Origin of the sequence: Streptomyces cyaneofuscatus (assembly GCF_042718795.1) — a bacterium.
GTDB classification, from domain to species: domain Bacteria; phylum Actinomycetota; class Actinomycetes; order Streptomycetales; family Streptomycetaceae; genus Streptomyces; species Streptomyces cyaneofuscatus_A.
The window spans coordinates 108777-132131 of record NZ_JBHXOX010000026.1; the positions used below are offsets into that span (position 1 = coordinate 108777).

The 23355-nt window shown below is 71.7% G+C and carries 17 protein-coding genes; 14 read left to right on the top strand and 3 right to left on the bottom strand.

Features of this window, described 5'->3' with window-relative positions:
• Positions 1-25: 25 nt before the first annotated feature.
• The 10 genes from ACFWRT_RS27675 (at position 26) to ACFWRT_RS27720 (ending at position 15048) form a co-directional block, all read left to right on the top strand.
• Positions 26-1483, top strand: a complete 1458-nt coding sequence (locus ACFWRT_RS27675) for a catalase (RefSeq protein WP_380952402.1) — start codon at positions 26-28, stop codon at positions 1481-1483.
• A 550-nt stretch (positions 1484-2033) separates the two neighbouring features.
• Positions 2034-3080 (top strand): iron-containing redox enzyme family protein, encoded by a 1047-nt coding sequence (locus ACFWRT_RS27680; RefSeq protein WP_380952401.1) that lies wholly within the window; start codon positions 2034-2036, stop codon positions 3078-3080.
• A gap of 34 nt (positions 3081-3114) precedes the next feature.
• On the top strand, positions 3115-3807 hold the full coding sequence (locus ACFWRT_RS27685) for a 2OG-Fe dioxygenase family protein (RefSeq protein ID WP_380952400.1): 693 nt from the start codon (positions 3115-3117) through the stop codon (positions 3805-3807).
• Between the two features lie 73 nt (positions 3808-3880).
• Positions 3881-4783, top strand: coding sequence for a diaminopimelate epimerase (gene dapF, locus ACFWRT_RS27690; RefSeq protein WP_380952399.1), 903 nt, complete (start codon positions 3881-3883; stop codon positions 4781-4783).
• Positions 4780-5910 carry a pyridoxal phosphate-dependent aminotransferase gene (locus ACFWRT_RS27695; RefSeq protein ID WP_380952398.1) on the top strand — a complete coding sequence of 377 codons (1131 nt, stop codon included), beginning with the start codon at positions 4780-4782 and terminating at the stop codon, positions 5908-5910. Before dapF ends, ACFWRT_RS27695 begins: the two co-directional genes overlap by 4 nt.
• A gap of 2 nt (positions 5911-5912) precedes the next feature.
• Positions 5913-9092, top strand: coding sequence for a non-ribosomal peptide synthetase (locus tag ACFWRT_RS27700; RefSeq protein ID WP_380952397.1), 3180 nt, complete (start codon positions 5913-5915; stop codon positions 9090-9092).
• A complete protein-coding gene (locus tag ACFWRT_RS27705) occupies positions 9085-10485 on the top strand; it encodes a serine hydroxymethyltransferase (RefSeq protein WP_380952396.1) in 1401 nt (466 codons plus the stop codon). The genes ACFWRT_RS27700 and ACFWRT_RS27705 overlap by 8 nt, the downstream gene beginning before the upstream one ends.
• Entirely contained in the window at positions 10482-12881 is a 2400-nt protein-coding gene (locus ACFWRT_RS27710) for a non-ribosomal peptide synthetase (protein ID WP_380952395.1), read from the top strand. Before ACFWRT_RS27705 ends, ACFWRT_RS27710 begins: the two co-directional genes overlap by 4 nt.
• The gene (locus ACFWRT_RS27715) at positions 12878-13693 is read left to right on the top strand and encodes a thioesterase domain-containing protein (protein WP_380952394.1); all 816 of its coding nucleotides are present in this window, start codon (positions 12878-12880) and stop codon (positions 13691-13693) included. Before ACFWRT_RS27710 ends, ACFWRT_RS27715 begins: the two co-directional genes overlap by 4 nt.
• Positions 13690-15048, top strand: a complete 1359-nt coding sequence (locus tag ACFWRT_RS27720; RefSeq protein ID WP_380952392.1) for an MFS transporter — start codon at positions 13690-13692, stop codon at positions 15046-15048. Before ACFWRT_RS27715 ends, ACFWRT_RS27720 begins: the two co-directional genes overlap by 4 nt.
• A 105-nt stretch (positions 15049-15153) precedes the next feature.
• On the opposite strand, the gene ACFWRT_RS27725 is transcribed toward ACFWRT_RS27720, so the two are convergent.
• Positions 15154-16854: an AfsR/SARP family transcriptional regulator gene (locus ACFWRT_RS27725; RefSeq protein WP_380952391.1), complete on the bottom strand. Its 1701-nt coding sequence runs from the start codon at positions 16852-16854 to the stop codon at positions 15154-15156.
• Positions 16855-17717: 863 nt separating this feature from the next.
• On the opposite strand from ACFWRT_RS27725, the gene ACFWRT_RS27730 reads away from it, so the two are divergent.
• Positions 17718-18476, top strand: a complete 759-nt coding sequence (locus ACFWRT_RS27730) for a TetR/AcrR family transcriptional regulator (protein ID WP_380952390.1) — start codon at positions 17718-17720, stop codon at positions 18474-18476.
• Positions 18477-18497: 21 nt separating this feature from the next.
• Here ACFWRT_RS27730 and ACFWRT_RS27735 read toward each other — a convergent pair whose 3' ends face one another.
• Entirely contained in the window at positions 18498-19415 is a 918-nt protein-coding gene (locus ACFWRT_RS27735) for a pyridoxamine 5'-phosphate oxidase family protein (protein WP_380952389.1), read from the bottom strand.
• A 174-nt stretch (positions 19416-19589) separates the two neighbouring features.
• Entirely contained in the window at positions 19590-21374 is a 1785-nt protein-coding gene (gcl, locus tag ACFWRT_RS27740) for a glyoxylate carboligase (RefSeq protein ID WP_380952388.1), read from the bottom strand.
• 329 nt (positions 21375-21703) lie between these two features.
• Here gcl and ACFWRT_RS27745 point away from each other — a divergent pair, with 329 nt between their 5' ends.
• From ACFWRT_RS27745 to ACFWRT_RS27755, 3 genes are all read left to right on the top strand, one after another.
• Entirely contained in the window at positions 21704-22420 is a 717-nt protein-coding gene (locus ACFWRT_RS27745) for a hypothetical protein (RefSeq protein WP_380952386.1), read from the top strand.
• A gap of 74 nt (positions 22421-22494) precedes the next feature.
• On the top strand, positions 22495-23136 hold the full coding sequence (locus ACFWRT_RS27750; protein WP_380952385.1) for a GNAT family N-acetyltransferase: 642 nt from the start codon (positions 22495-22497) through the stop codon (positions 23134-23136).
• Between the two features lie 9 nt (positions 23137-23145).
• A complete protein-coding gene (locus tag ACFWRT_RS27755) occupies positions 23146-23343 on the top strand; it encodes a hypothetical protein (protein WP_359215018.1) in 198 nt (65 codons plus the stop codon).
• The last annotated feature ends 12 nt before the right edge of the window (positions 23344-23355 follow it).

Below are 23355 nucleotides of genomic sequence, written 5' to 3' on the forward strand. Positions count from 1 at the left end.
CTCGTACGAAAGGTCATCCCGCCACATGGCTAAGCGTGTGCTCACGACCGAGTCAGGCGCCCCGGTCGCCGACAACCAGAACTCCGCCACCGCCGGTGTCGGTGGACCGATCCTCCTCCAGGACCAGCACCTCCTGGAGAAGCTCGCCCGCTTCAACCGTGAGCGCATTCCGGAGCGCGTGGTCCACGCCCGTGGCTCCGGCGCGTACGGCTACTTCGAGGTGACCGACGACGTCACCGGCTTCACCCGCGCCGACTTCCTCTCCCAGGTCGGCAAACGCACCGAGACCTTCATCCGCTTCTCCACCGTCGCCGACTCCCTCGGCGGCGCGGACGCGGTCCGTGACCCGCGCGGGTTCGCCCTCAAGTTCTACACGAACGAGGGCAATTACGACCTGGTCGGCAACAACACCCCGGTGTTCTTCATCAAGGACCCGATCAAGTTCCCCGACTTCATCCACTCGCAGAAGCGCGACCCGTTCACGGGCAAGCAGGAGCCGGACAACGTCTGGGACTTCTGGGGCCACTCCCCCGAGGCCACCCACCAGGTCACCTGGCTGATGGGCGACCGCGGCATCCCCGCCTCGTACCGCCACATGAACGGCTTCGGCTCGCACACCTACCAGTGGACGAACGCCGAGGGCGAGGCCTTCTTCGTCAAGTACCACTTCAAGACCAACCAGGGTGTGCGCTGCCTCTCCGCCGAGCAGGCCGCCGAGCTCGTCGGCAAGGACGCCAACTCGCACCAGACGGACCTGCTCCAGGCCATCGAGCGCGGCGTCAACCCGTCCTGGACGCTGCACGTCCAGGTGATGCCGGCCGCCGACGCCGCCGACTACCGGTTCAACCCGTTCGACCTCACCAAGGTGTGGCCGCACGCCGACTACCCGCTCCAGCGGGTCGGCCGGCTGGTGCTGGACCGGAACCCGGACAACGTCTTCGCCGAGGTCGAGCAGGCCGCGTTCTCGCCGAACAACTTCGTGCCCGGCATCGGCCCGTCCCCGGACAAGATGCTCCAGGGCCGGCTCTTCGCCTACGCGGACGCGCACCGCTACCGTCTGGGCGTCAACCACACCCAGTTGCCGGTGAACGCCCCCAAGGCGGCCGAGGCCGACAACTACGGCCGCGACGGGCTGCACGCCACCCGCTACGGCTCGCGCCACGACAAGAACTACGAGCCCAACTCGTACGCCGGTCCGGCCCAGACCGACGCGGCGCTCGCCGCCCCGCTGGCGATCCACGGCTGGACGGGCACCTACGAGACGGCCGCCCACGCCAAGGACGACCACTTCTTCCAGGCGGGCGAACTCTTCCGGCTCATGTCGGAGGAGGAGAAGGGCCGCCTGGTCGCCAACATCGCCGGAGGCCTCTCGCAGGTCACCCGCGACGATGTGATCGAGAAGAACCTCGCCCACTTCCACGCCGCCGACACCGACTACGGCAAGCGCGTCGAGGAGGCCGTCCGCGCCCTGCGCGAGGACTGAGCCCACCACCAGGGCTCCCCACAGACCCTGCCCGCACCGCGCACCCGGATGAGGGGTGCCGCGCGGCGCGGGCAGGACGACGAGGCCGCGGCGGCTGTGCGATGCCAGTGCGGTGGTGAAGGATCCGGGGACCGTCTTCTGACCTGAAGAAGACGCCCTCACCCGGCTCCGATCGCCGCCGCCGCGGTCCCTGTCATACCCAGCACCACACCTGCATCACCCCTGAACGAGGGCGCGCAGTACGGATACGGTCCCGTACTGCGCGCCCTCTTTGCCATGCCTTGACCAGGGCGTCGGACGCCTCCCCGCGCACCCCGCCCCGTGGCTCGAATCCGTATAGACCGCGTACAGAGTCTGCCCAGAGACCTCCGTGCAGTATGGGCGGCGCATTGACCGCGTCTGCCGTTCTGGCGCACACCCCGCCCGACCTCTCCCAGGCCGTGCGTGGTGCGCCCCTTTCCCTCCTCCCGCCCTCCTCAGCGCGACAGACGGCTACCCGCACGGCACATACGGCACGTCACAGTCATCAGGTGAATACAAGGGGAAGCAGATGCTCGAAGTTGGTACCTCCCGGGTCGAGACCGAGCCCGCCACCGGCTTTCTGACCACCGTCGACGAGGTCACGACGATCCTCGCGACGGCGGCCGACAAGGTCGACTCGCAGTTCGCGGGCGACGCACGCACCGCCCTGCTCGGCCGGGTGACCGCGATCAACAAAGCCGCGGCCGCCGGCGACCAGCAGGCCCTGTACGCGCAGCAGTTCCTGCTCGACCGGGTCTACCGGCTGCACACCAAACTCACCGACCAGGAGACCGCCGAGGGCTCGGTCGTCGTGCACGAGATCGGCCGGCAACTGGAGGCCGCGACCTCCGAGGCGCAGGACCGGCTGATCGAGCCGGGGCTGCTGGAGGAGGCGCCCACCGAACCGCGGGCCTACCTCTCCTGGCTGAAGAAGACCGCGCGTGAGCACCGGGTGTACAAGCACCCCTACTACCACGAGTTCATCCGCAACCAGGCCACCGAGGCCGACCTGCGCAACTACGTGATGCAGGAGTCCGTGGTCGACGGCCGCTTCGACGACCTGCTGGCGATGATGCAGGTCGGTACGGCGGGTGCGGCGAAGATGGAGATCGCCGCCAACTTCTGGGACGAGATGGGCAACGGGGACCACGCCCAGGTCCACACCACCCTCTTCAACAAGATCTTCGAGGTCTTCGAGATCCCGGACGAGGAGCTGGAGCGCTCGCTCACCGCCAACTCGCTCCTCAACGGCAACCTGGCCGTCCTGCTGTGCCGCTACCGCGCCCTGTACCCGGAGGCCGTGGGCTACCTCGGTATGACCGAGTGGATGGCGCCGGACCGGTTCGTCCAGGTCGTGCACGCCTGGGAGCGGCTCGGGCTGCCCGAGGTCGGCATCGTCTACCACCGGCTGCACATCACCATCGACTCCCAGCACGCCCAGGGCTGGTTCCACAACGTGGTGCTGCCCGCCGCCGAGTCCCCCCGGATGCGCCGGGCCATCGCCCGCGGCATCCTGTGGCGCCTCAACTCCTCGGCGACGTACCTGGACGAGCGCATGCCGTCGATCACCGCCTGACATTCCGCCACCACCCACCAGGAGGGGAGAGCACATGCCGCTCGGCGCCGAAGGATTCACCGTCATCGACCTGCCCGAGGTCGCGTCCGACATCCTGCCCAGCTACGACAACTGCCCGGTCGACGACTACATGGGCAACGGGACCCGTTTCAAGCGGTTCTCGCAGTACAAGCTCACGCCCGCCGAGGGCGAGAACTGGTCGTTCAAGCGGCTTCCGCACCGCGACTACACCACGTACAAGAAGTTCAACTCGGTCGGCGGCGGCATCCGCCGCGTCTACGAGCCGATCGAGGTGGACTTCACCCCGCTGATCTCCGAGGGCATCCGCGAGCTGGGCCTGGACCGGTCCGAGCCGTGGCAGATCAACGTCCACCAGAACCGGACCCGTGCCGAGGGCGGCAGGCCCGGCCCGCTCACCCCGGAGGGCGTGCACCACGACGGGCACGAGTTCGTCATGATCGCCATCCTGAACAAGGTGAACGTGGCGGGCGGCACCACCCGGCTGTGGAAGCCGGGAGCGGACGCGCCCTTCTGGTCGGGCACGCTCGACGCCGGCCAGGCGGTCCTGCTGGACGACCGGGGGCTCGCCCATGACGTCACCGACGTCCTCTCCGGCGACGGCGGCCCCGGCCACCGCGACATCGTGATCATCGCCTTCTCCCGCTGGGCGGAGAAGTGGTACGGCGAGGAGCACGACGCGGCGGCGCTGGAGGAGCAGGACGCCTGATGTACGGGGCCGCTCCCGGCCCGAGCGCGCGCCGGGAGCGGCCCCGTCCCCCGCCACCTACCTGAGACGAGTCATGACCGACTTCTTCAAGTATCAGGCACTGGGCAACGACTACGTGGTGATCGACCCCCGTTCCACCGACGTCCCCGTCACGCCGGAGTCCGTACGGCTCGTCTGCGACCGGCACTTCGGGATCGGCGCGGACGGGGTGCTGTACGGCCCGCTGGAGGAGCCCCGCCCCGGGGCCCCGGTCCCGCTGGCCCTCTTCAACTCGGACGGCTCGGTCTGCGAGCGCAGCGGCAACGGGCTGCGGATGTTCGCCCTGCACCTGGCCGAGCGGGAGCCGGGGACGTGGGCGGGCGGTGAGCCGTTCACGCTCCGGACGGCCGCGGGCGACAGCCCCGTACAGATCCTGGACCGGGCCGCCGGGCTCGTCCAGGTCGGCCTGGGAACACCGGTGTTCGACGCCGCCGCCCTGCCGCTGCTGGACGAGGACGGCACCCCCGCCGAGGGGCCGACGCTCTCCGTGCCGCTGACCGTCGGGGAGCGCAAGCTGACGGTGACCGCGCTCAACAACGGCAACCCGCACACCGTGGTGCCGGTGGCCGAGCCGACCGCCGAGCTGGCCCGGAGCCTGGGCCCCCAGATCGCCGGGCACGCCCGCTTCCCGCTCCGCACCAATGTGCAGTTCCTGCGGGTGGTGAGCCGGAGCGTCCTGGAGATCGAGGTGTACGAACGTGGCGCCGGTTACGCGCTGGCCTCGGGCAGCAGCGCCTGCGCCGCCGCCTCCGCCGCCCGCGAACTGGGGCTCTGCGAGGACCGGGTGGAGGTCCGCATGCCGGGTGGCAGTGTGACGGTGGCCCTCGCGCCGGACGGGTCGGTGACCCTGACCGGGGAATCGCAGCAGGTGGCGACCGGAGTATTCGCGCCGGCGCTGCGCGCCCGGCTGGACCGTACCGCGGAGGCCGGCCGATGAGCCGCACGGACGAGTACCCCATGCAGCGGTGGGTCTTCCAGGACGCCGCCGGACGCTTCGACATCGACCTCGGGGACAGCAACATGCTCCCCGGCCGGCTCGACCAGCTCGCCGTGGACCCCGGCCTGGAGCTGGACTACGGGCACGACCGGGGCATCGACGCGCTGCGCGACCGGGTCGCGGGCCTCTACGGCGGCGACCCCGCCTCCGTCCTCATCACCCAGGGCGCCCAGCAGGCCCTCTACCTCGTCTACGCCTCCCTGCTCACCCCCGGCGCCCAGGTGATCGTCTACCGCCCGGGGTGGCAGCAGTCCTGGGACATCACCGCCGATCTGGGCTGCCAGGTCGACTGCGCCCCCTACCGCGACGACCTCACCTTCGACGTGGAGGCCGCCACCGCGCTGGCCGGTCCCGGGCTGCGGCTGATCGTCGCCAACTCCCCCTGCAATCCCACTGGTCGGCGCATCGCCGACGCCGATCTGCGCGGACTCCTGGAGCTGGCGGAGCGGCGGGACGCCTATCTGCTGCTCGACGAGGAGTACGCGCTCGACCTCCGGGAATCCCCCGCGGTCGGCAGCGACCGGGTGATCTCGGTCTCCAGCCTCTCCAAGGTGTACGGGTTCCCCGGTCTGCGGGTCGGCTGGCTGTACGGGCCACCAGAGGTCGTCGAGGGGTGCGCGCGGCGCAAGTTCCTCTCCACCATCGCCAACTCGGTGCTCTGCGAGACGCTGGCCTGCGATGTGCTGGACCACCGGGACCACTACCTGCGCCGGTACGCGGACATCACCGGTCAAGGGCTCAAGCTCGTACGGGAGTTCGCGGAGCGCAACGCGGACGCCGTGCAGCTCGTGGAGCCCGAGAACACCCCCTTCGCCTGGCTCCGGCTGACCACCGGGGAGCAGCCGCTGACGCTCTGCCGCCGGGTGCTGGACGCCGGGGTGCTGCTGATGCCCGGCGAGACCCTCGGGGCCTTTGACGGTTTCCGGATCTGTTTCGCCCGCGATCCCGAGGCCGTGACCGAGGGGCTGAGACGCATCGAACCGCTGCTCCGCCCTGTCCCCCAAGTTCCCCCGTCCGCTGCCCACTTCAGCGGACAGAACAGCAATCTGCCGAACGGAGTCCTGTGACCATGAGCGCGTCGGACGCTGACGAGTCCCGTATGCATCTGTCCTTCGGGCAGGAGCAGTTGTGGTTCCTGGACCAGATGAACCCCGGGGAGACCACCTACAACGTCCCCACCGCCTACCGGCTGCGCGGCCCGCTGGACCTGCCCGCGCTGGAGGGGGCGCTCAACCTGCTCGTGGCCCGTCACGACCAGCTCCGGGTGACCCTGCACGCGGTGGACGGTGTGCCGCACCAGGTCGTCGCCCCGGCCGAGGACGCGCCGCTGCCGGTCACCGATCTGTCGGGGCTCGACGCCGAGAAGCGGGAGCAGGCGCTCGACCAGGCGCTCAAGGCCGAGGCCGACACCCCGTTCGACCTGGCGGCGGGGCCGGTGCGCCGGTTCCAGCTCTTCAAGCTGGCCGACGAGGAGCACGTCCTCTCGCTGAACTACCACCACATCGTCACCGACGGCTGGTCCGGCGGGGTGATCAGCCGGGACATCACCGAGGCGTACCGGCAGTTGCGGGCGGGTCTCACCCCCGACCTGCCGGCCCCGGCCGCCACCTACGCCGACCATGTGGAGCGCCAGCGGGAGCAGCGCGCCTCCGGGCAGTGGGAGAGCGAGCTGGACTTCTGGCAGGAGCGGCTGGCCGGTCTGGAGGCGCTGGAACTGCCCGCCGACCGGGTCCGCCCGGCGGAGCCCACCCGTAACGGCGAGACCTTCACCGTCAGCTTCCCGGCCGACCTGCTCGGCCACGCCCGCTCCCTCGCGCAGGAGCAGGGCGCCTCGCTGTACATGGTGGTGGCCGCCGCGCTGAAGGTGGTGCTGGCCCGGTACAGCGGGCAGGACGACATCGCGATCGGGGTGCCGATGCTCGGCCGTACCGATCCCGAACTGGAAGACGTCGTCGGCCTGTTCATCAACATGACGGTGCTGCGCTCGGACCTCTCCGGCGGAATCACCTTCGCCGAGCTGATCGAGCGGATCGCCGACAACAACCTCGATGTGTACGACAACCAGGACGTGCCCTTCGACCATGTCGTCGACCGGGTGCAGCCGGTACGGGACGCGGGGCGCAACCCGCTGTTCCAGATCGCCGTGCAGTTGCTCGGCGAGACGACGACCGGGGACGCCCTCCAACTGGACGGGCTGGAGACCGGGTCGATCCTGGTCTCCGGCGGGCGCTCCCGCTTCGATCTCTCCTTCAGCTTCATCGAGGGCGCGGACCGGCTGCGGCTGATCGTGGAGTACGCCACCGACCTGTACGACCGCCGGCGGGTCGAGGCGATGGTCGAGCACTTCCGGACCGTGCTGGGCGCGGCCGCCGCCGACCCGGACACCCCCGTCTCCAAGCTGCCGCTGCTCTCCGACGAGGAGCGGCGCGAGCTGCTGGAGGCCGGGCGCGGGGCCGACTTCGACTACCCGACCGAGCCGGTGCACGCCACCATCGCCCGGATCGCCCGGGAGCACCCGGAGCTGGTCGCCGCCGTGTGCCGGGGCAAGGAGATGACGTACGCGGAGCTGATCCGGCGATCCGACAAGCTGGCCCGCCACATCCGCTCGCGCGGGGTGAAGCAGGAGCAGGTCGTCGCCATCGCGATGGACCGGGATCTGGACGCGCTGGTGGCGATCGTGGGCGTGATGGTCTCCGGGGCCGCGTACACGATCATCGACCCCTCGCACCCGAACGCGCGCCTGGACCACATGCTGCGGGACACCGCGGCGCCGCTCGTCATCACCCGGGACGCGAACGTCGGCGATCTGCCGCCGTCCAGCGGGTGGGAGGTGCTGCGCATCGACACCGAGTGGGAGACGGTGGAGGCCGAGCCCTCCGACGTACCCCTGGAGGAGTGGGCGGAGCCGGACTCCCTCATCTACGTCCTCTACACCTCCGGGTCGACCGGCAAGCCCAAGGGCGTGATGATCGAACAGCGCGGGCTGCGCATGTTCATCGAGGCCTACCGGCGCACCTTCGGCGAGTGGGGCCACACGGACCGGCTGCTCCAACTGCCCGCGCTCACGTTCGACATGTCGCAGGGCGAGATCTTCGCCGGGCTGATCAGCGGGTCCGCGATGGTGCTGGTGGCACCCGAGGACGCCTCGTCGCCGGAGTCGCTGGGGGCGCTCATGCGCGACCAGCGGGTCACCTACGCGGGTCTTTCGCCGGCGATCCTGTCGCTGGTGGAGGCGGAGCCGTACCCGGACCTCAAATACATCATGGGCGGGGCGGAGGCGCTCCCGGCCGAGCTGGTCAACAAGTGGAACCTGCCGGGCCGGCAGTTCGTGAACCTGTACGGGCCGACCGAGGCGTCGGTGGCGACCACCGAGTACCTGTGTGAGCACCGCGAGTGGAAGTCCTCGCCGCCGATCGGGCGCCCGGAGTTCAGCCGGCTGCACTACGTGGTCGACAAGGAGCTCAACCTGGTGCCGGTCGGTGTCCCGGGTGAGCTGCTGATCGGCGGCGACGAGGGTCTGTCGCGCGGCTACCTCAACCTGCCGGAGCTGACGGACGAGAAGTTCGTGCCGGACCCGTTCCTCGGTGAGGGGCGCGTCTACCGCACGGGTGACCTGGTGCGCTGGACGCCCGACCTCCAGATCGACTTCATCGGGCGCCTGGACAACCAGGTCAAGCTGCGCGGGCTGCGCATCGAGCTGGGTGAGATCGAGTCGGGGCTGCTGACCCACCCGAAGGTGCGGATGGCGCTGGTGCTGCTGCGTGAGGACGACGGGGAGAAGCAGCTCGTCGGCTACTACACGGTGCTCGGCGACACCTCGCCGACCGTGGCGGAGCTGCGGGACCACCTGGGGCGGACGATGCCCGAGTACATGGTGCCGACCGCGTGGGTGGAGCTGGAGGAGTTCCCGCTGACCCCGGCCCGCAAGATCAACCGGGCGGCGCTGCCCGCCCCGGTCAGCGCGGGCGGTGCGGCGGACTCGTACATCGCCCCGGCCACGCCGACGGAGGAGAAGGTCGTCGAGGTCTTCGGGACCGTGCTGGCGCAGGACCGCGTCGGGACCGGTGCCAGCTTCTTCGAGCTGGGCGGCAACTCGCTCCAGGCGATGCGGGCGGTCAGCCGGCTCAACAAGCACTTCAAAGTGAAGGTCAACGTCCGGCTGCTGTACGGCGGTGCCACGGTCGGCGCGCTCGCCACCGCGATCGACGAGCTGGTGGCGAAGGCCGGAAAGGCGGCCAGTCGTGCCTGAACCCGTCCTTTCGCAGGCGGAGTTGGTGCAGCAGGGGGCGGCCGCGCTGAGTGCGGCCGACCCCGAGCTGGCGGGGCTGCTGGACGCCGAGGTGGCCCAGCAGCACGCGACACTCGCCATGGTGGCGTCCACCAGCATCGCGGACCCGTCGGTGCTGGCCGCCGCCGGATCGGCGCTGTCCAACGTCACCGCCGAGGGCTACCCGGGGGCCCGCTACCACCCGGGGGCCGCGCAGTTCGACCTGGTGGAGCGGCTCGCCGTGGAGCGGGCCAAGCAGGCGTTCGGCGCGGTGTACGCCAATGTCCAGCCGCACTCCTGCTCCTCGGCCAACCAGGCGGTGCTGGCCGCGCTGGTCCGCCCGGGCGGCACGATCCTCGCCCTGGACCTGGACTCCGGGGGGCACCTCACCCACGGCTCCCCCGCCTCGGTGACCGGGATGCACTACAAGGCCGTGCACTACGGGCTGGACGGCGAGGGGCGGATCGACTACGCGCAGGTGGCGGCGCTGGCCGAGCGGCACCGGCCGAGCGTGCTCATCGCGGGGGCCAGTGCCCACCCCCGTACGCTGGACTTCGCGCACTTCCGGGCGATCGCGGACTCGGTGGGGGCCTACCTGGTCGCGGACATCTCGCACATCGCGGGACTGGTGGCGGCCGGGGAGCATCCGACGCCGGTCGACCTGGCGCACGCGACGACGACCAGTACGTACAAGCAGCTCGGCGGGCCGCGCGGCGGGCTGATCCTGATCGGGCGGGAGCACGCGACGCCCGGCCCCGACGGGCGGACCCCGCTGTCGCGGCTGATGCAGCGGGCCGTGTTCCCGCTGTCGCAGGGCACGCCGAACCCGGCGGCCATCGCGGCGAAGGCCCGGGCCCTCGCGCTGGTCGCGGAGCCCGCCTTCAAGGAGACGATGCGCCTGGTCGTCGACAACGCGGCGGCCCTCGCGGACGCCCTGTCGGCGCTGGGCCACCGGGTCCTGACCGGCGGTACCGACAACCACATGGTGCTGATCGACCTCACGGGCCGCCCCATGACCGGGGTGGTCGCGGAACGGGCCCTGGAGGAGTGCGGCATCCTCGCCAACCGGAACCGGGTACCGGACGACACCCGGCCGCCGCTCGTCACCAGCGGGCTGCGGCTGGGCACCAACATCCTGGCCCAGCGCGGCATGGGCCCGGCCGGGATGCGGAGCTGCGCCGCACTGCTGCACCGGGTGCTGGAGGCGACGACGGTCCGGGGCGAGCGGGAGTACGTGCTCGACGCCGGGGAGCGGGACGCGGTCCGGGCGGGGGTGGCGGAGCTGTGTGCCCGCCATCCGCTGCCGCTGGGCACGCTGCCGGAGGCGCTCGCTCCTGCGGCGCCTTCCGGCGCGCGGGCGGGAGGAGTGGCGTGACGCTTCACCAGAGGAGCGGCGCGGCGCCTCCCGCCCTGCTGCCCACCGACCGGCCGCGCCGGAGCGAACCCGTGGGCTGCACCGCCCGCCAGCGGGTGGTGCTCGACCGCGCGGCCGGAGCGGCCCCGGAGGAGCTGCTGCTCGCCGGGTTCGCCGCACTGCTCCACCGGTACACCGGCCAGGAGGAGTTCGGCTTCCGCGTCCGTACCCCCGGTGCCGGCTCCCTCCGGCTGAGCTGCGCCGTCGACGAGGCGACGACACCGGCCGGCCTCGCCCGGACCGTCCTGGAGAGCCGCGAAACGGTGGCGGACGGCGGGGAACCGGCCGACTTCGAGCTGGTGCTCCAGGAGCGCAGCGGCCGCTCCTACGCCCACCGCATCGTCCAACTCCGCTACGACGCCACACTGTTCGACCAGGAGACCGTCCTCCGCCTGCTGACCCACTTCCGTACGCTGATGGAGGACGCCCTCGCCCGTCCGGACGTCACCGTCTCCCGGCTGCGGCTCCTGACCGACGGCGAGCTGCGCCGCACGCTGGTGGAATGGAACGACACGGCGGCCGAACTCCCCTACGAGCGCTGCCTGCACGAGGCGTTCGAGAAGCAGGCGGCCGCCGCGCCCGAGGCCCCCGCACTGATCCGTGGCACGGAGACATGGACGTACGGCGAGGTCAACGCGGCGGCCAACCGGCTGGCGCGCCATCTCCGCGGGCTCGGCGCGGGCGTCGGGGGCCGGGTGGGCATCTGCCTGGACCGGTCGCCCGACCTGCTCGTGGCGGTGCTGGCCGTCCTCAAGTCGGGCTCCGCCTATGTGCCGTTGGACCCGGACTACCCGGAGCAGCGGATAGCGGCGATGGTCACCGGCACCTCGTGCGCGGTGATCGTCTCCCGGAGCGGGCTCTCCTCGCGGCTCTCCGATGTGGGGCCGCGGGTCGTGGAGCTGGACCGGGACGCGGGGCAGTGGGCCGGCGCCCCGCCCGGGAACGTCAGCAGCGGGGTGGCGCCCGGGGACCTCGCGTACGTCATCCACACCTCCGGGTCGACCGGCGCGCCCAAGCCGATCGCGCTGCGCCACCGCGGGGTGATGAACAACATCGCGGACCTCAACTCCCGCTACTCCGTGGGCCCCGGGGACCGGGTGCTCGCGCTCTCCTCCCCCAGCTTCGACATGTCCGTCTACGAGTTCCTGGGGCTGACTTCCGCCGGGGGTACGGTCGTGCTGCCGGAGCCCGCGCTCGCCAAGGACCCGCAGCACTGGGCCGATCTGCTGGCCACGCACCGGATCACGGTCTGGAACTCGGCGCCCGCCCTCCTCGAACTGGTCGTGGAGCAGTGGGAGCAGAGCGGCGCCGCGCCGCTGGACGCCCTGCGCCTGGCTCTGCTGGGCGGGGACTGGGTGCCGCTCTCGCTGCCGGACCGGACCCGCAAGGCCGCTCCCGGGCTGCGGTTCGTGGCGCTCGGCGGGGCCACCGAGTCCTCCATCCACTCCACGGTGTACGAGGTGGACAAGGTCGACCCGGGGTGGACGAGCATCCCGTACGGGCGTCCGATGGCCAACCAGCGCACCTACATCCTGGACGCCGCGCTCCAGCCGGTGCCGCCCGGTGTCGCGGGCGAGCTGCATCTGGCGGGCATCGGGCTGGCCACCGGCTATCTCGACCGGCCCGAGCTGACCGGGGAGCGGTTCTTCGACTGGTCCTACGGCGAGGTCGGCGGGGAGCGGCTCTACCGGACGGGCGATGTGGCCCGGTACGGCCCCGACGGGCTGATCGAGCTGCTCGGCCGGTCCGACTTCCAGGTCAAGGTGAACGGCCACCGCATCGAACTCGGTGAGATCGAGGCGGTGTTGAGGTCCCACGAGGCGGTCAGGGAGGCGGTCGTCGCCACCCGCAGGGACGCGGCCGGTGATCTGCGGCTCGTCGGCTACGTCGTGCCGCAGCCGGGGCGTACGGTCCGGCCCCGGGTGATCGGCGCCCATCTGGCGGGCGCGCTGCCGCCGTTCATGGTGCCGGGCACCGTCCTCGTACTGGACCGGCTGCCGCTCTCCGCCAACGGCAAGACCGACCGCAAGGCCTTGCCCGCGCCGCCGCCCCCGGAGGACGGGGAGGCGTCGTACGTGGCGCCGGCCACCCCGACGGAGAAAGCGGTCGCCGACATCTTCTCCACCGTGCTGTCGGCACCGAAGATCGGGGCGAACAGTTCCTTCCTCGCCGCCGGCGGCGACTCGCTCCAGGCCATGCGGGCGGTCAGCCGGCTCAGCAAACACTTCGGGATCAAGGTGAACGTACGTCTGCTCCACGGCGGTGGCACCGTCAGCGGTGTCTCCGCCGCCATCGACGAGCTCCTCGGTTCGGCGCCACCCGCGACAGCACAGGAAGACGGAGGCCGGACAAGGTGACCGCTCCACCCGACGACAGCCTCGTCCCGCTCCGCGCGGGCGGCCACCTGCCGCCCGTGTACTGCGTCCACCCGGTCTCCGGCTCGCCGTACTGCTACACCGACCTGGCCGCCCGCCTCGACCCCGGCACCCCGGTGTTCGGCTTCGAGGCCCCGGGCTTCGACGGGGTCGACGAACCGGCCGAGTCGATCAGGGAGTTGGCCGAGGTGCACACGGCCACGCTCAGGGCCGCCCGCCCGCACGGGCCCTACCGGCTGCTCGGCTGGTCCCTGGGCGGGGTGGTGGCCTTCGAGATGGCCCGGCTGCTGGCCGCCGAGGGCGAGGAGGTGCCGCTGCTGGTCGTGATCGACGCGGCGCTGCCCGGTACGCAGCCCTTCCCGCCGGGGCCCGCACTGGTCAGGTACTTCCTCCACGACTTCCTGGGGCTGGTGAGCGGCGGGGCGCCGGAGCTGGACCGGGCGCTGGCGAAGGTCGGCCCGGAGGCGGGGCCGCAGGAGCGGCTGGAGGCCATCGCGGACTCCGGGACCGTACCGGAGGAGTTCGACGCGGAGTTCCTGCTGGAGCGGTTCACCCTGTTCCGGGCCCATGCCCGCTCGATGGTGGACCACGTCATCGACGGGGTGCACGACGGTCCGACCACCCTGGTCCGGGCCGAGAAGTCGGAGCCGCACCTGCTGCTCTGGGAGCCGTACGCGAGCCGGCTCGACCAGCACACCGTGCCGGGCGACCACCACTCGATCTGGCGGGAGCCGGGGCTCGTGGCCATCGCGGACATCGTCAACCAGGCTCTGCGCAGGGGAGTTTCGGCGTGAGCGAGGACAACGGCCGCGGCGACGCGGGCACCGCCACCGGCTCCGGCCCAGGCCTGGGTTCCGGCCCCGGCCCCGGCACGAAGGAGGCCGTGCCACCACCGCCCCGGAGCCTGTGGCACAACCGGGACTTCCTGGTCTTCTGGGTGGGCGAGGGGCTCTCCCTGTACGGCACCCAGATAGCCAACCTCGCCCTGCCGCTCACCGCGGTCCTGGTCTTCCAGGTCGGCCCCGAACAGCTCGGCATGCTGCGCTTCGCCCAACTGGTGCCGTTCCTGGCGCTCGCCCTGGTCTTCGGCGTCTGGGTGGACCGGGTGCGCAAACGCCCGGTGATGCTGGGCGCCAACATCGTCCGGATGGTCCTCATCGGCCTGGTGCCGCTGCTGTACCACTTCGGGCTGCTGACCCTGCCCCTGCTGTACGTGCTGGCGTTCGGGGTCGGCACGGCGGCGGTGCTCTTCGACGTGAGCTGGATGAGCTACGTACCGGTGCTGGTGAAGGACAAGCGCAGTCTGCTGGAGGCCAACACCAAGCTCAACGCCACCCTGTCGTCGGCGGATGTGGCGGGGCCCGGGATCGCGGGGACGCTGGTCACCGCCTTCTCGGCGCCCGCGGCGATGGCCGCCAACGCGTTCTCGTACGCCCTGTCGGTGATCTCGTTGCTGCTGGTCCGGGCGCCGGAGCCGGATCCTCCGCCGCGCACCGCGAAGCGGCGGCTGCGCGCCGAGCTGGCGGAGGGGCTGCGCTGGGTGTTCGGCAACCGGTGGCTGCGCGCGATCGGGCTCATCGGCTGCTCCTGCAACTTCTTCCTGACCATGGTGCAGTCCCTGTTCCTGCTGTACGCGGTCCGGGACAAGGAGCTGTCCGCGGCCACGGTCGGCTTCGTGATGGGCGCGGCGGCGGTGGGCGGCCTGCTCGGTGCGCTGATCGCCGGGATGGTGGTCCGGCGCCTATCGGTGGGGACGGCCTACCGGGTGTCGGTCTCCGTCATCTTCCTGGGCCCGCTGCTGGTCCCGGCGGCGGGCGGGCCCTCGTGGCTGCTGGTGGGCCTGTTCGTCGCGTCGTTCTTCTTGGAGTACTTCGGCTCCAGCATCTCCAACGTGATCATCGTGAGCCTGCGGCAGAGCATCACCCCGCAGCCGCTGATGGGCCGGATGACGGCCGCGATGCGGATGCTGCTGTACGGCGGCGGGGCGCTCGGCGGGCCGGTCGGCGGGCTGCTGGCCGGGGTGCTGGGGCTGCACACGGCGCTGTGGGTCGCGGGGGTGCTGTCGGCGTTGATGCTCGTGCCGATCATCCTCTCGCCCGTCGGGAAGCTGCGCACGATGCCGACCGGGCCTGAAGAGCTCCCGGCCTGACCCGCCACCGGAGCTTCCGGCCCGGCTCTCCGCCGGAGCTTCCGGCCCGGCTCTCCGTCGGCGGGGCGGATGCGGTGGACCGCGTCCGCCCCGCCGACGGCTCGGCTACCGCAGGACGACGGTGCGGACGCCAGCCATCTCCACCTGCACGGGCGCCGGCGCCTCCCGCCCGGCCCAGGCCCCGGCCTCCCACTCGACCAGCCGGATCAGCGCCGCCTCGCGCTTCCCCGGCGACTCGCGCTCCGCGCAGGCGGCGGCGAACCGCTCGATGACGGCGGCGAGCGGGACGGTGGAATTGGCCGCCAGCTCCTCCGCCGCGATCCGCAGGGCCAGCGGCAGTCCGCCGCACAGCCGCACCAGCCGCACCACGGCCGCCTCCTGCCCCCGGAGCCGGCCCCCGCAGAGGCTGGTGAGCAGGGTCGCCGCGTCATGGTCGGCCAGGGGGCCCATGGTCAGCACATGGGCGCCGTCGCGGGCGGCCAGTCCGCTGAACCGCTGTCTGCTGGTGGCCAGGACACAGGACGAGCCGCGCGGTATGAGCGGCCTCAACTGGTCGGCGCCGAGGGCCTCGTCGAGCACCACGAGCATCCGGCGGCCGTGCAGCAGACTGCGGTAGAGCGTGGTGCGGCCGGCCACATCGGCGGGTATCCGGGAGCGCTCGACGCCGAGGCTGGCCAGGAGTTGTTCCAGGGCGTCCGACGCGGTCAGCGGCCGGCCCTGCCGGCCCGTGCCGCACAGGTCCACATAGAGCTGGCCGTCCGGGAAGCGGTCCAGCAGCCGGTGGGCCAGCTCCAGGACGAACGCCGTCTTGCCGACGCCCGGCGGGCCGTCGACGACGGCGATAGGGGTGCTCGCACCGTATCCGCCCGGCTCGTCGTCCAACAGCTCTTCCAGATGGTTGAGTTCTGCCGTACGCCCGACGAATCCCCGTGCCAGCGGTGGCAGTTGCACCGGCCGGGAGAGGTCGGGGGTGCCGCCGCCGTGTCTTCGTCCGCGGCTCGGGCCGGTGGCCTCCTCCTCCCGCCGCAGGCGCGGGTGACCGGCCAGTATCTGCTGGTGCAGGCTGCGCAGTTCGGCGCCCGGCTCGATGCCCAGCTCCCGGTTGAGCAGCTTCCTGGTCCCGGCGTAGACGGCCAGCGCGTGCGCCTGACGCCCGCTGCGGTAGAGGGTGAGCATGAGCAGCCAGCTCAGCTTCTCGCGCAGCGGCTCCTCGCTCACGGCGGCGGAGAGTTCGTCGACCGCCTCCGCGTGGCGGCCCGCCTCCAGCATGTCGGCGGCCCACTCCTCGACGGCGGTCAGCCGGAGGTCCCGCAGCCGGGTCCGCTCCACGGCGGCGAACGGTCCCGGGACCCCGGAGTACGCGTCACCGTGCCAGAGCGCCAGGGCCTCCTCGTACCACCGCACGGCCTCGTCCGGGCTCGCCCCGGTCCGTGATCTGCGGGCCCGGGCGTGGCGGCGGGTGAAGAGCGTGGCGTCGACCTGTTCCGGGTCCATCCGCAGGCAGTAGCCGCCGGAGACCGAGGTGAGGATCGACCCCGCCTCACGTCTGCTGCGCCCCGGTTCCAGCGCGCGGCGCAGACCGGCCACATAGGTGTGGACCCCGTTCGTCGCGGTCTGCGGGATGTCACCGTCCCAGAGCGCGTCGACGATGTTGTCGACACCGACCACCTCGCCGGCCCTGCTGGCGAGCAGAGCGAGCACCGCGCGCTGCTTGGGCGGCCCCAGCGATACCTCCTGGCCCTGCCGCCATACCCGTACCGGCCCTAAGAGCTGTATGCGCAACGGTTCCCCCGACGTGGCCAACACTCGGTCGCCTCCTGTGATCATGTCGCATGCGCACCGCGCCGCGTCGGTACGGCGGCACGGCTGGTGGTGTCCGGGGGCGCCTCGCGCCAGGTCCCGGTGGGGCGCCCCGGGAGGCGCCGCGACGGCACACCGGATCCACGAGGTGGCTCCGGGACCGGCCTGGTCCGGCCCACGCGCCCTCCGGGAAGGCGGCGGGCCGGGTGGTGGAACGGGACCGCTCCGGGTGGGTCGTACCCGGGATGCGGCCGCGTGAGGCTCAGGGCCAGTGGCCCGGACACGCCCGCGACATCGCGCTCCGCGTGGACGTTTCCCCGGCGATTCCCCGGCGGGGTGAAGGACATCGGGTGGAATTCAGACACCCGACAGGATTGCGGGCCGCATGATTCCTTTCGCAGCCCCAACCTGCCTTGACGATCAACACGGCCTCGCCGTCGATGACCACTTCAGGCGCCTCTCTTCCGGCCATTCCTGTATCCCTGAGACGTACGCGTAAGATAACAGTAGCGGGGTGATAGAGGGTTGTCACTGGCGCCTTTTCACACTGCTGTTACCGGCCAACGCGGCCTGAACGGCGCACCCCTGGTGTTCCCGTGACCGGCATCCGTCTGGTATCAGACTGGTCTGTGGCGGTTCGCGAGGTGATCCCGACGCGTCCCGCGCACTTCACCGCGGCGGCGGCCGCGCATTCCCCGGCCGTCCAGTTTATGTGCAGCACCCTTCTGCCAAGCTTTCCGTTCCAGCTATTCACCTGACCGGCATCTGCCGCCGCCTTCCCTGCCCAGGGCGCGGATTCGCCGCAGTGGCCGGAACATTCGGCCCGTTCCGGCCGGTTCGCAGGTTGCCTCGCGAAGAAAGATGGATGTATGGAGTCCCGCGGACAACGCTCCGGCCGAACCGGCCGCCCGCCCCGCCTCTCGCAGGAGGCGATCCTCGTCGCCGCACAGCGCATCCTCGACACGGAGGGCCCGGAGCGCCTCTCCATGCGCCGGCTGGCCCGGGAGATGTCCAGCACGGCCATGGCCCTCTACCACCACGTCCAGGACAAGGACGAACTGCTCCTCCTGCTGCTGGACGCGCACGCCCGCCGCTACCCGCGCCCGGTGCTGCCGAGCGAACCGCGGACCCGGCTCCTGGCCGCGGCCCAGGTGCTGCACGATCTCCTGGCGGACTGTCCGTGGATCGTGGAGGTGCTCTCCTTCGACGACTTCGTCAGCGAGTCCGCGCTGTGGGTCGTGGAGAGCATCGTCGACGCGGCGGTCGCGTGCGGGATGGCGCTGGAGGACGCGGTGTACGCGTACCGCGTGATCTGGCACTACACCACGGGCGAACTCGCCATCCGGGTCAGCCGGGAGCGCTTACGGGCCCGGGCCGAGCGCCCGGAGTACCGTGAACACGCCCTGGACTTCCTGGACTCGGTGGACTTCCCCCGGCTGAACGCGGTCGGCAGGCGGTGGGCCGGGCTGACCGCCCGGGACGACCACCGTACGGGCCTGGAGGCCGTCGTCGCCGGGCTGCTGGAGCAGAAGACCGGCCGGGTGGAGAAGCGGGACGGGGTCGCACCGTGGCAGGCCGAGGCCGTGGGGGCCACGGTCCATGCCGTCCGGGCCTGCCCCTGCTGCTGACTCACCCGGGCCACCGGCCGACTACCTGTGCGCCACGGGCGGGTTGAACCGGGAGAAGTCCGGATCGCTCCAGCGCAGCCGTACCGCGTCCCGGGTCTCCTGGACCGCCTCGATACGGAACTCCACGAGGCGCTGCGCGCCCGGTACGGCGGCCGCCTCCGCTCCGTCCCACACGGTGTGGGCGGTGCCGGAGAGCTGGAGGAGGTCACCGGTCTCCCAGTCGGGCACCAACAGCCCTGCCTGGGGGTGTAGTTCGAGATTGCCGAGGGTGAGGAACATGGCGTTGCCCGCGTAGTCGGGCCAGCGCAGCCGGGTGGGCGAGAGGACCTGGAGGAAGCCGGGGTTGCCGCCCCGGTGCGAGGCGTCCGCGTCGCCGTCCGGGGAGGCGGTGGCGATGAAGAAGCTGTCGGAGGTGGCCAGGGTGAGCTGCTGGACGGTGGTCAGTGCCTCTCCCCTGCGGACCGCCGTGCGCCGGCCGCCCCGGTCCGGCGGGAGCAGGGCGTACGCCCGCTTCTGGAGGTACTTGGGGCAGTTGCCGATGACCTGGTCGAGAGCGACCCGTACGCCGTCCGCCTCGGGGGCCGAGGTCCCGTTGAGGCGGATGCGGCGCCGGGTGGCCGGTTCGATGGCGATCATGCCGACCCGGGTGCCGGGCTCCCGGAGGGCCGCGCCGAGCGGGTCGTCGGCCGCGGGCAGGGCGCCGATCGTCAGGGTCTTCGGGTCCGGCACCCCGAGGAGGCCGGGCTCGCCGGTGAGCAGGGTGGACCAGAGGCGTCCGGAGGCGTCGGCCGCGCCGACGACGATCATCGGCTGGCGGGCCAGGAACACCGCCGCCGCGTCGGGCACCGCGTCGCGGATGGCCCGGAGCGAGCCGGCCGCCGGGTCGCGCAGTCCGGCCCGGTGCTGGACGGCGAGTTCGCCGTGGTGGTAGTCGGCCATGGTCCGCTCCCCTGCCCTTCGGCCACCGGTGAGGCCCCGGGGTGAGCCTACCTCCGTACGGGGGAAGAGCGGGGAAGCCAGGGAAGCCAGGGGAGCCAGGGGAGCCAGGGGAAGGCCCCCGCCCCGGAGAGGAATCCGGGACGGGGGCCTGCTTCAGGGGTAGTTGACGGGCGATCAGGACACGGTCAGCGGGCGGATCGCGGTCGGGGCGTGCGACGGGTCCGTGGCGATGTCCTCGAACTCGTTGACCGAGGCGATGTCGGTGCCGCTCATCGCGATGTTGGTGACCCGCTCCAGGATCGCCTCGACGACGACCGGGACCCGGAACTCGGCGGCGAGCTTCTTCGCCTGCTCGAAGGCGGGCAGGAGCTGGTCCGGCTCGGTGACCCGGATGGCCTTGCAGCCGAGGCCCTCGACGACCTTGACGTGGTCGACGCCGTAGACGCCCAGCTCCGGGGAGTTGAGGTTCTCGAACTCCAGGTTGACCTGGAAGTCGATGTCGAAGTTGCGCTGCGCCTGGCGGATGAGGCCCAGGTAGGAGTTGTTCACCAGGACGTGGACGTACGGGATGCGGTGCTGCGCGCCGACGGCCAGCTCCTCCAGCATGAACTGGAAGTCGTAGTCGCCGGAGAGGGCCACGACCGTGCCCTCCGGGTCGGCCGTGGCGACACCCAGGGCGGCCGGGATGGTCCAGCCGAGGGGGCCCGCCTGGCCGCAGTTGATCCAGTGGCGCGGCTTGTAGACGTGCAGCATCTGCGCGCCGGCGATCTGGGAGAGGCCGATGGTGGTGACGTAACGGGTCTCGGGGCCGAACGCCCGGTTCATCTCCTCGTACACGCGCTGCGGCTTGAGCGGCACGTTGTCGAAGTGCGTCCTGCGCTGGAGGGTCGCCTTGCGCTCCTGGGTGGAGGCGGCCCAGGCCGAGCGGTCCTTCAGCTTGCCCGCGGCCTTCAGCTCGCGCGCCACCTGGACGAAGAGCTCCAGCGCGGCCTTGGCGTCGGAGGCGATGCCGAGGTCGGGGGCGAAGATCTTGCCGAGCTGGGTGGGCTCGATGTCGACGTGGACGAAGGTACGGCCCTGGGTGTAGACGTCCAGCTTGCCGGTGTGGCGGTTGGCCCAGCGGTTGCCGATGCCGAGGACGAAGTCGGACTCCAGGAAGTTCGCGTTGCCGTAGCGGTGCGAGGTCTGCAGGCCCACCATGCCGGCGTTCAGCTCGTGGTCGTCGGGGAGGATGCCCCAGCCCATCAGGGTCGGGATGACGGGGACGCCGGTCAGCTCGGCGAACTCCACCAGCAGCTCGGAGGCGTCGGCGTTGATGATGCCGCCGCCCGCGACGAGCAGCGGGTGCTCGGAGGCGTTCAGCAGCTCGACGGCCCGCTCGATCTGCTTGCGGGAGGCGGCCGGCTTGTGCACCGGGAGGGGCTCGTACAGCTCGGGGTCGAACTCGATCTCGGTGAGCTGGACGTCGATCGGCAGGTCGATGAGGACCGGGCCGGGGCGGCCGGTGCGCATCAGGTGGAACGCCTGCTGGAAGACGCCGGGGACCTGCGCGGCCTCCAGGACGGTGGTCGCCGCCTTGGTGACCGGCCCCGCGATCGAGGCGATGTCGACGGCCTGGAAATCCTCCTTGTGCAGGACGGCGGTCGGAGCCTGGCCGGTGATGCACAGGATCGGGATGGAGTCGGCGATGGCGGAGTACAGACCGGTGATCATGTCGGTGCCCGCCGGGCCCGACGTACCGATGCAGACGCCGATGTTGCCGGCCTTGGCCCGGGTGTAGCCCTCCGCCATGTGGGAGGCGCCCTCGACGTGCCGGGCCAGCGTGTGCCGCACCCCGCCGGAGGCCTTGAGGGCCGCGTAGAAGGGGTTGATCGCCGCACCCGGCACACCGAACGCGTTGCTGACGCCTTCGCGCTTGAGGATCTCGACTGCCGCACGGGCAGCGGTCATACGAGGCATTGAGTGCTCCTGCTCGGGATTGGTGGAGTCGGGCTCTGTCGCGCCACCTGAGAGCACCAATTCCGTATCGCGGAAATTTAGTTCTGCTATACGGAAGCAATCTAAAACGCGGAGGGGTCGCCGTCAAGGGCGGCGGCGTCGACGTCATCGGGAGCCGGCGTTCACGGCGTCGGGAGCGGGCGTTCACGGCGTCAGGACCGAGCCTCTGCGCCCGGTGGCGGGAAGTGCGCGCTTTCCCTCCCCAGAATCTCGCTCCTGGTGGACGATGGGGTGACGAGGGAGGCACGGAGCGCAGTCGTCCTGCGGGGCCGTGCCGGAGGGAGACGAACGTGACGTCCGTGCCGGTACGGTGCCCGGTCTGCAGCCGGGACCATGCCTATGTCGCATCGGCCTACCCGTGCCCGTGCGGAGCCCCCACCGCCCCGCCGCTGCTGCCCGGCGCCCCGGCGCTCCCGGTCACGCGGCGCACCTGGGACGAGGACTGGGTCACCGTCCGCTGCACCGCCTGCGACCGGCGGGACCAGTGGCCCCAGCCGGAGCTGTGCTGCCCGTGCGGGGCCCTGCTGCGGATACCGGTGCGCCCGGTGGACGAACCCGCGCCCCCTCCCCCGCCCGGCCCCGTCGCCCCGGCGCACATCCCGCTGCCGCGCACCGCCGCCCACCCGCGCCCCGCGTTCCGGCCGCGGACGATCCGTACCGGCCACGACGCGGTGAGCGCGGCCGCCCTCTACCTCACCTGGCTCGGCTACCGCGAGGTGGCCCGGCCCCGGGTGCGCACCGCCGGCGGGATCGACCTGCGGGCCACGGGGCTCGTCGCCCAGGTCGACGCCACGACCCGGCCGGTGGAGCTGCGCGCGGTGGAGTGCCTGTGGCTGAACGCCCTGGGCGCGTCGGCGGCCGGGGTGTTCTTCTCGCTCGCGGGGTACGGGGCGCAGGCGCGGGCCCGGGCGGACGGTGTCGGCCTCCCGCTCTTCGTCATGGACCTCACGGGGGCGCCGAAGCCGGTGAACAGTCCGGCGGACGAACTGGTCGGCACCGGGGCCTGAACGGCCGGGCCCTCCCGGGGGCGTTTTCGGGCCACCCCGTACCGGTGCCCCGCCCGGCGCGGCACACTGAGTACATGCGTATCCGCTCCGCCAGACGCTCCGATCTCCGCCTTCTCCAGGACATCGAGCGCGCCGCAGGGGAACCCTTCCGCACCCTCGGCATGCATTCCGTGGCCGACGACGATCCGCCCCCGCTCGACCTGCTGGAGAGCTACCGGCGGGCCGGACGGTGCTGGGTGGCCACCGATCCCCTCTCCGCCACCGGTGACCGGCCGCTCGGCTATGTGATCGCCGACCCCGTCGACGGGGCCCTGCACATCGAACAGATCTCGGTGGACCCGGTGGCGGCCCGCCGGGGCATCGGCCGCACGCTGATCGACCGGCTCGCCGCACTCGCTCCCGGTCAGGGCCTCACCGCGCTCACCCTGACCACCTTCAGCGAGGTGCCGTGGAACGCCCCGTACTACACGCGCATCGGCTTCCGGGTGCTGCCCGGACACGAACTCACCGACGGGCTGCGCACGATCCGCGGGGAGGAGGCGCAGCACGGCCTGGACCGCTGGCCACGGGTCTGCATGCGGCGCGACCTGCTGCCGACGCAGCCTGCGACCCCGGCGCCGGCACCAGCACCAAAGCCGGCATCCGGCCCGGCACCAGAACCGGCTTCCGCACCGGCGCCTGAGTCGGCGTCGGTCGCTGTCAGTGGTGCCCCGTAAGCTAAGGGCATGGATTTAACTCCACGTCATACCGTGCAACCCGCCGTCGCGTCCGCCGCCCAGGCGAACGAGGCCATCCGCGCGCTCGTCGACTCGCGTGCGGGCCAGGACTGGTCCGCCACGGAGTCCGCGACGTACGAGGTGCTGCTCATCGAGTGGGCGACGGCGACCCGGTCGGACGGCTCGGACATCATCGAGGCCGCCTGACCGGGTCCCCGG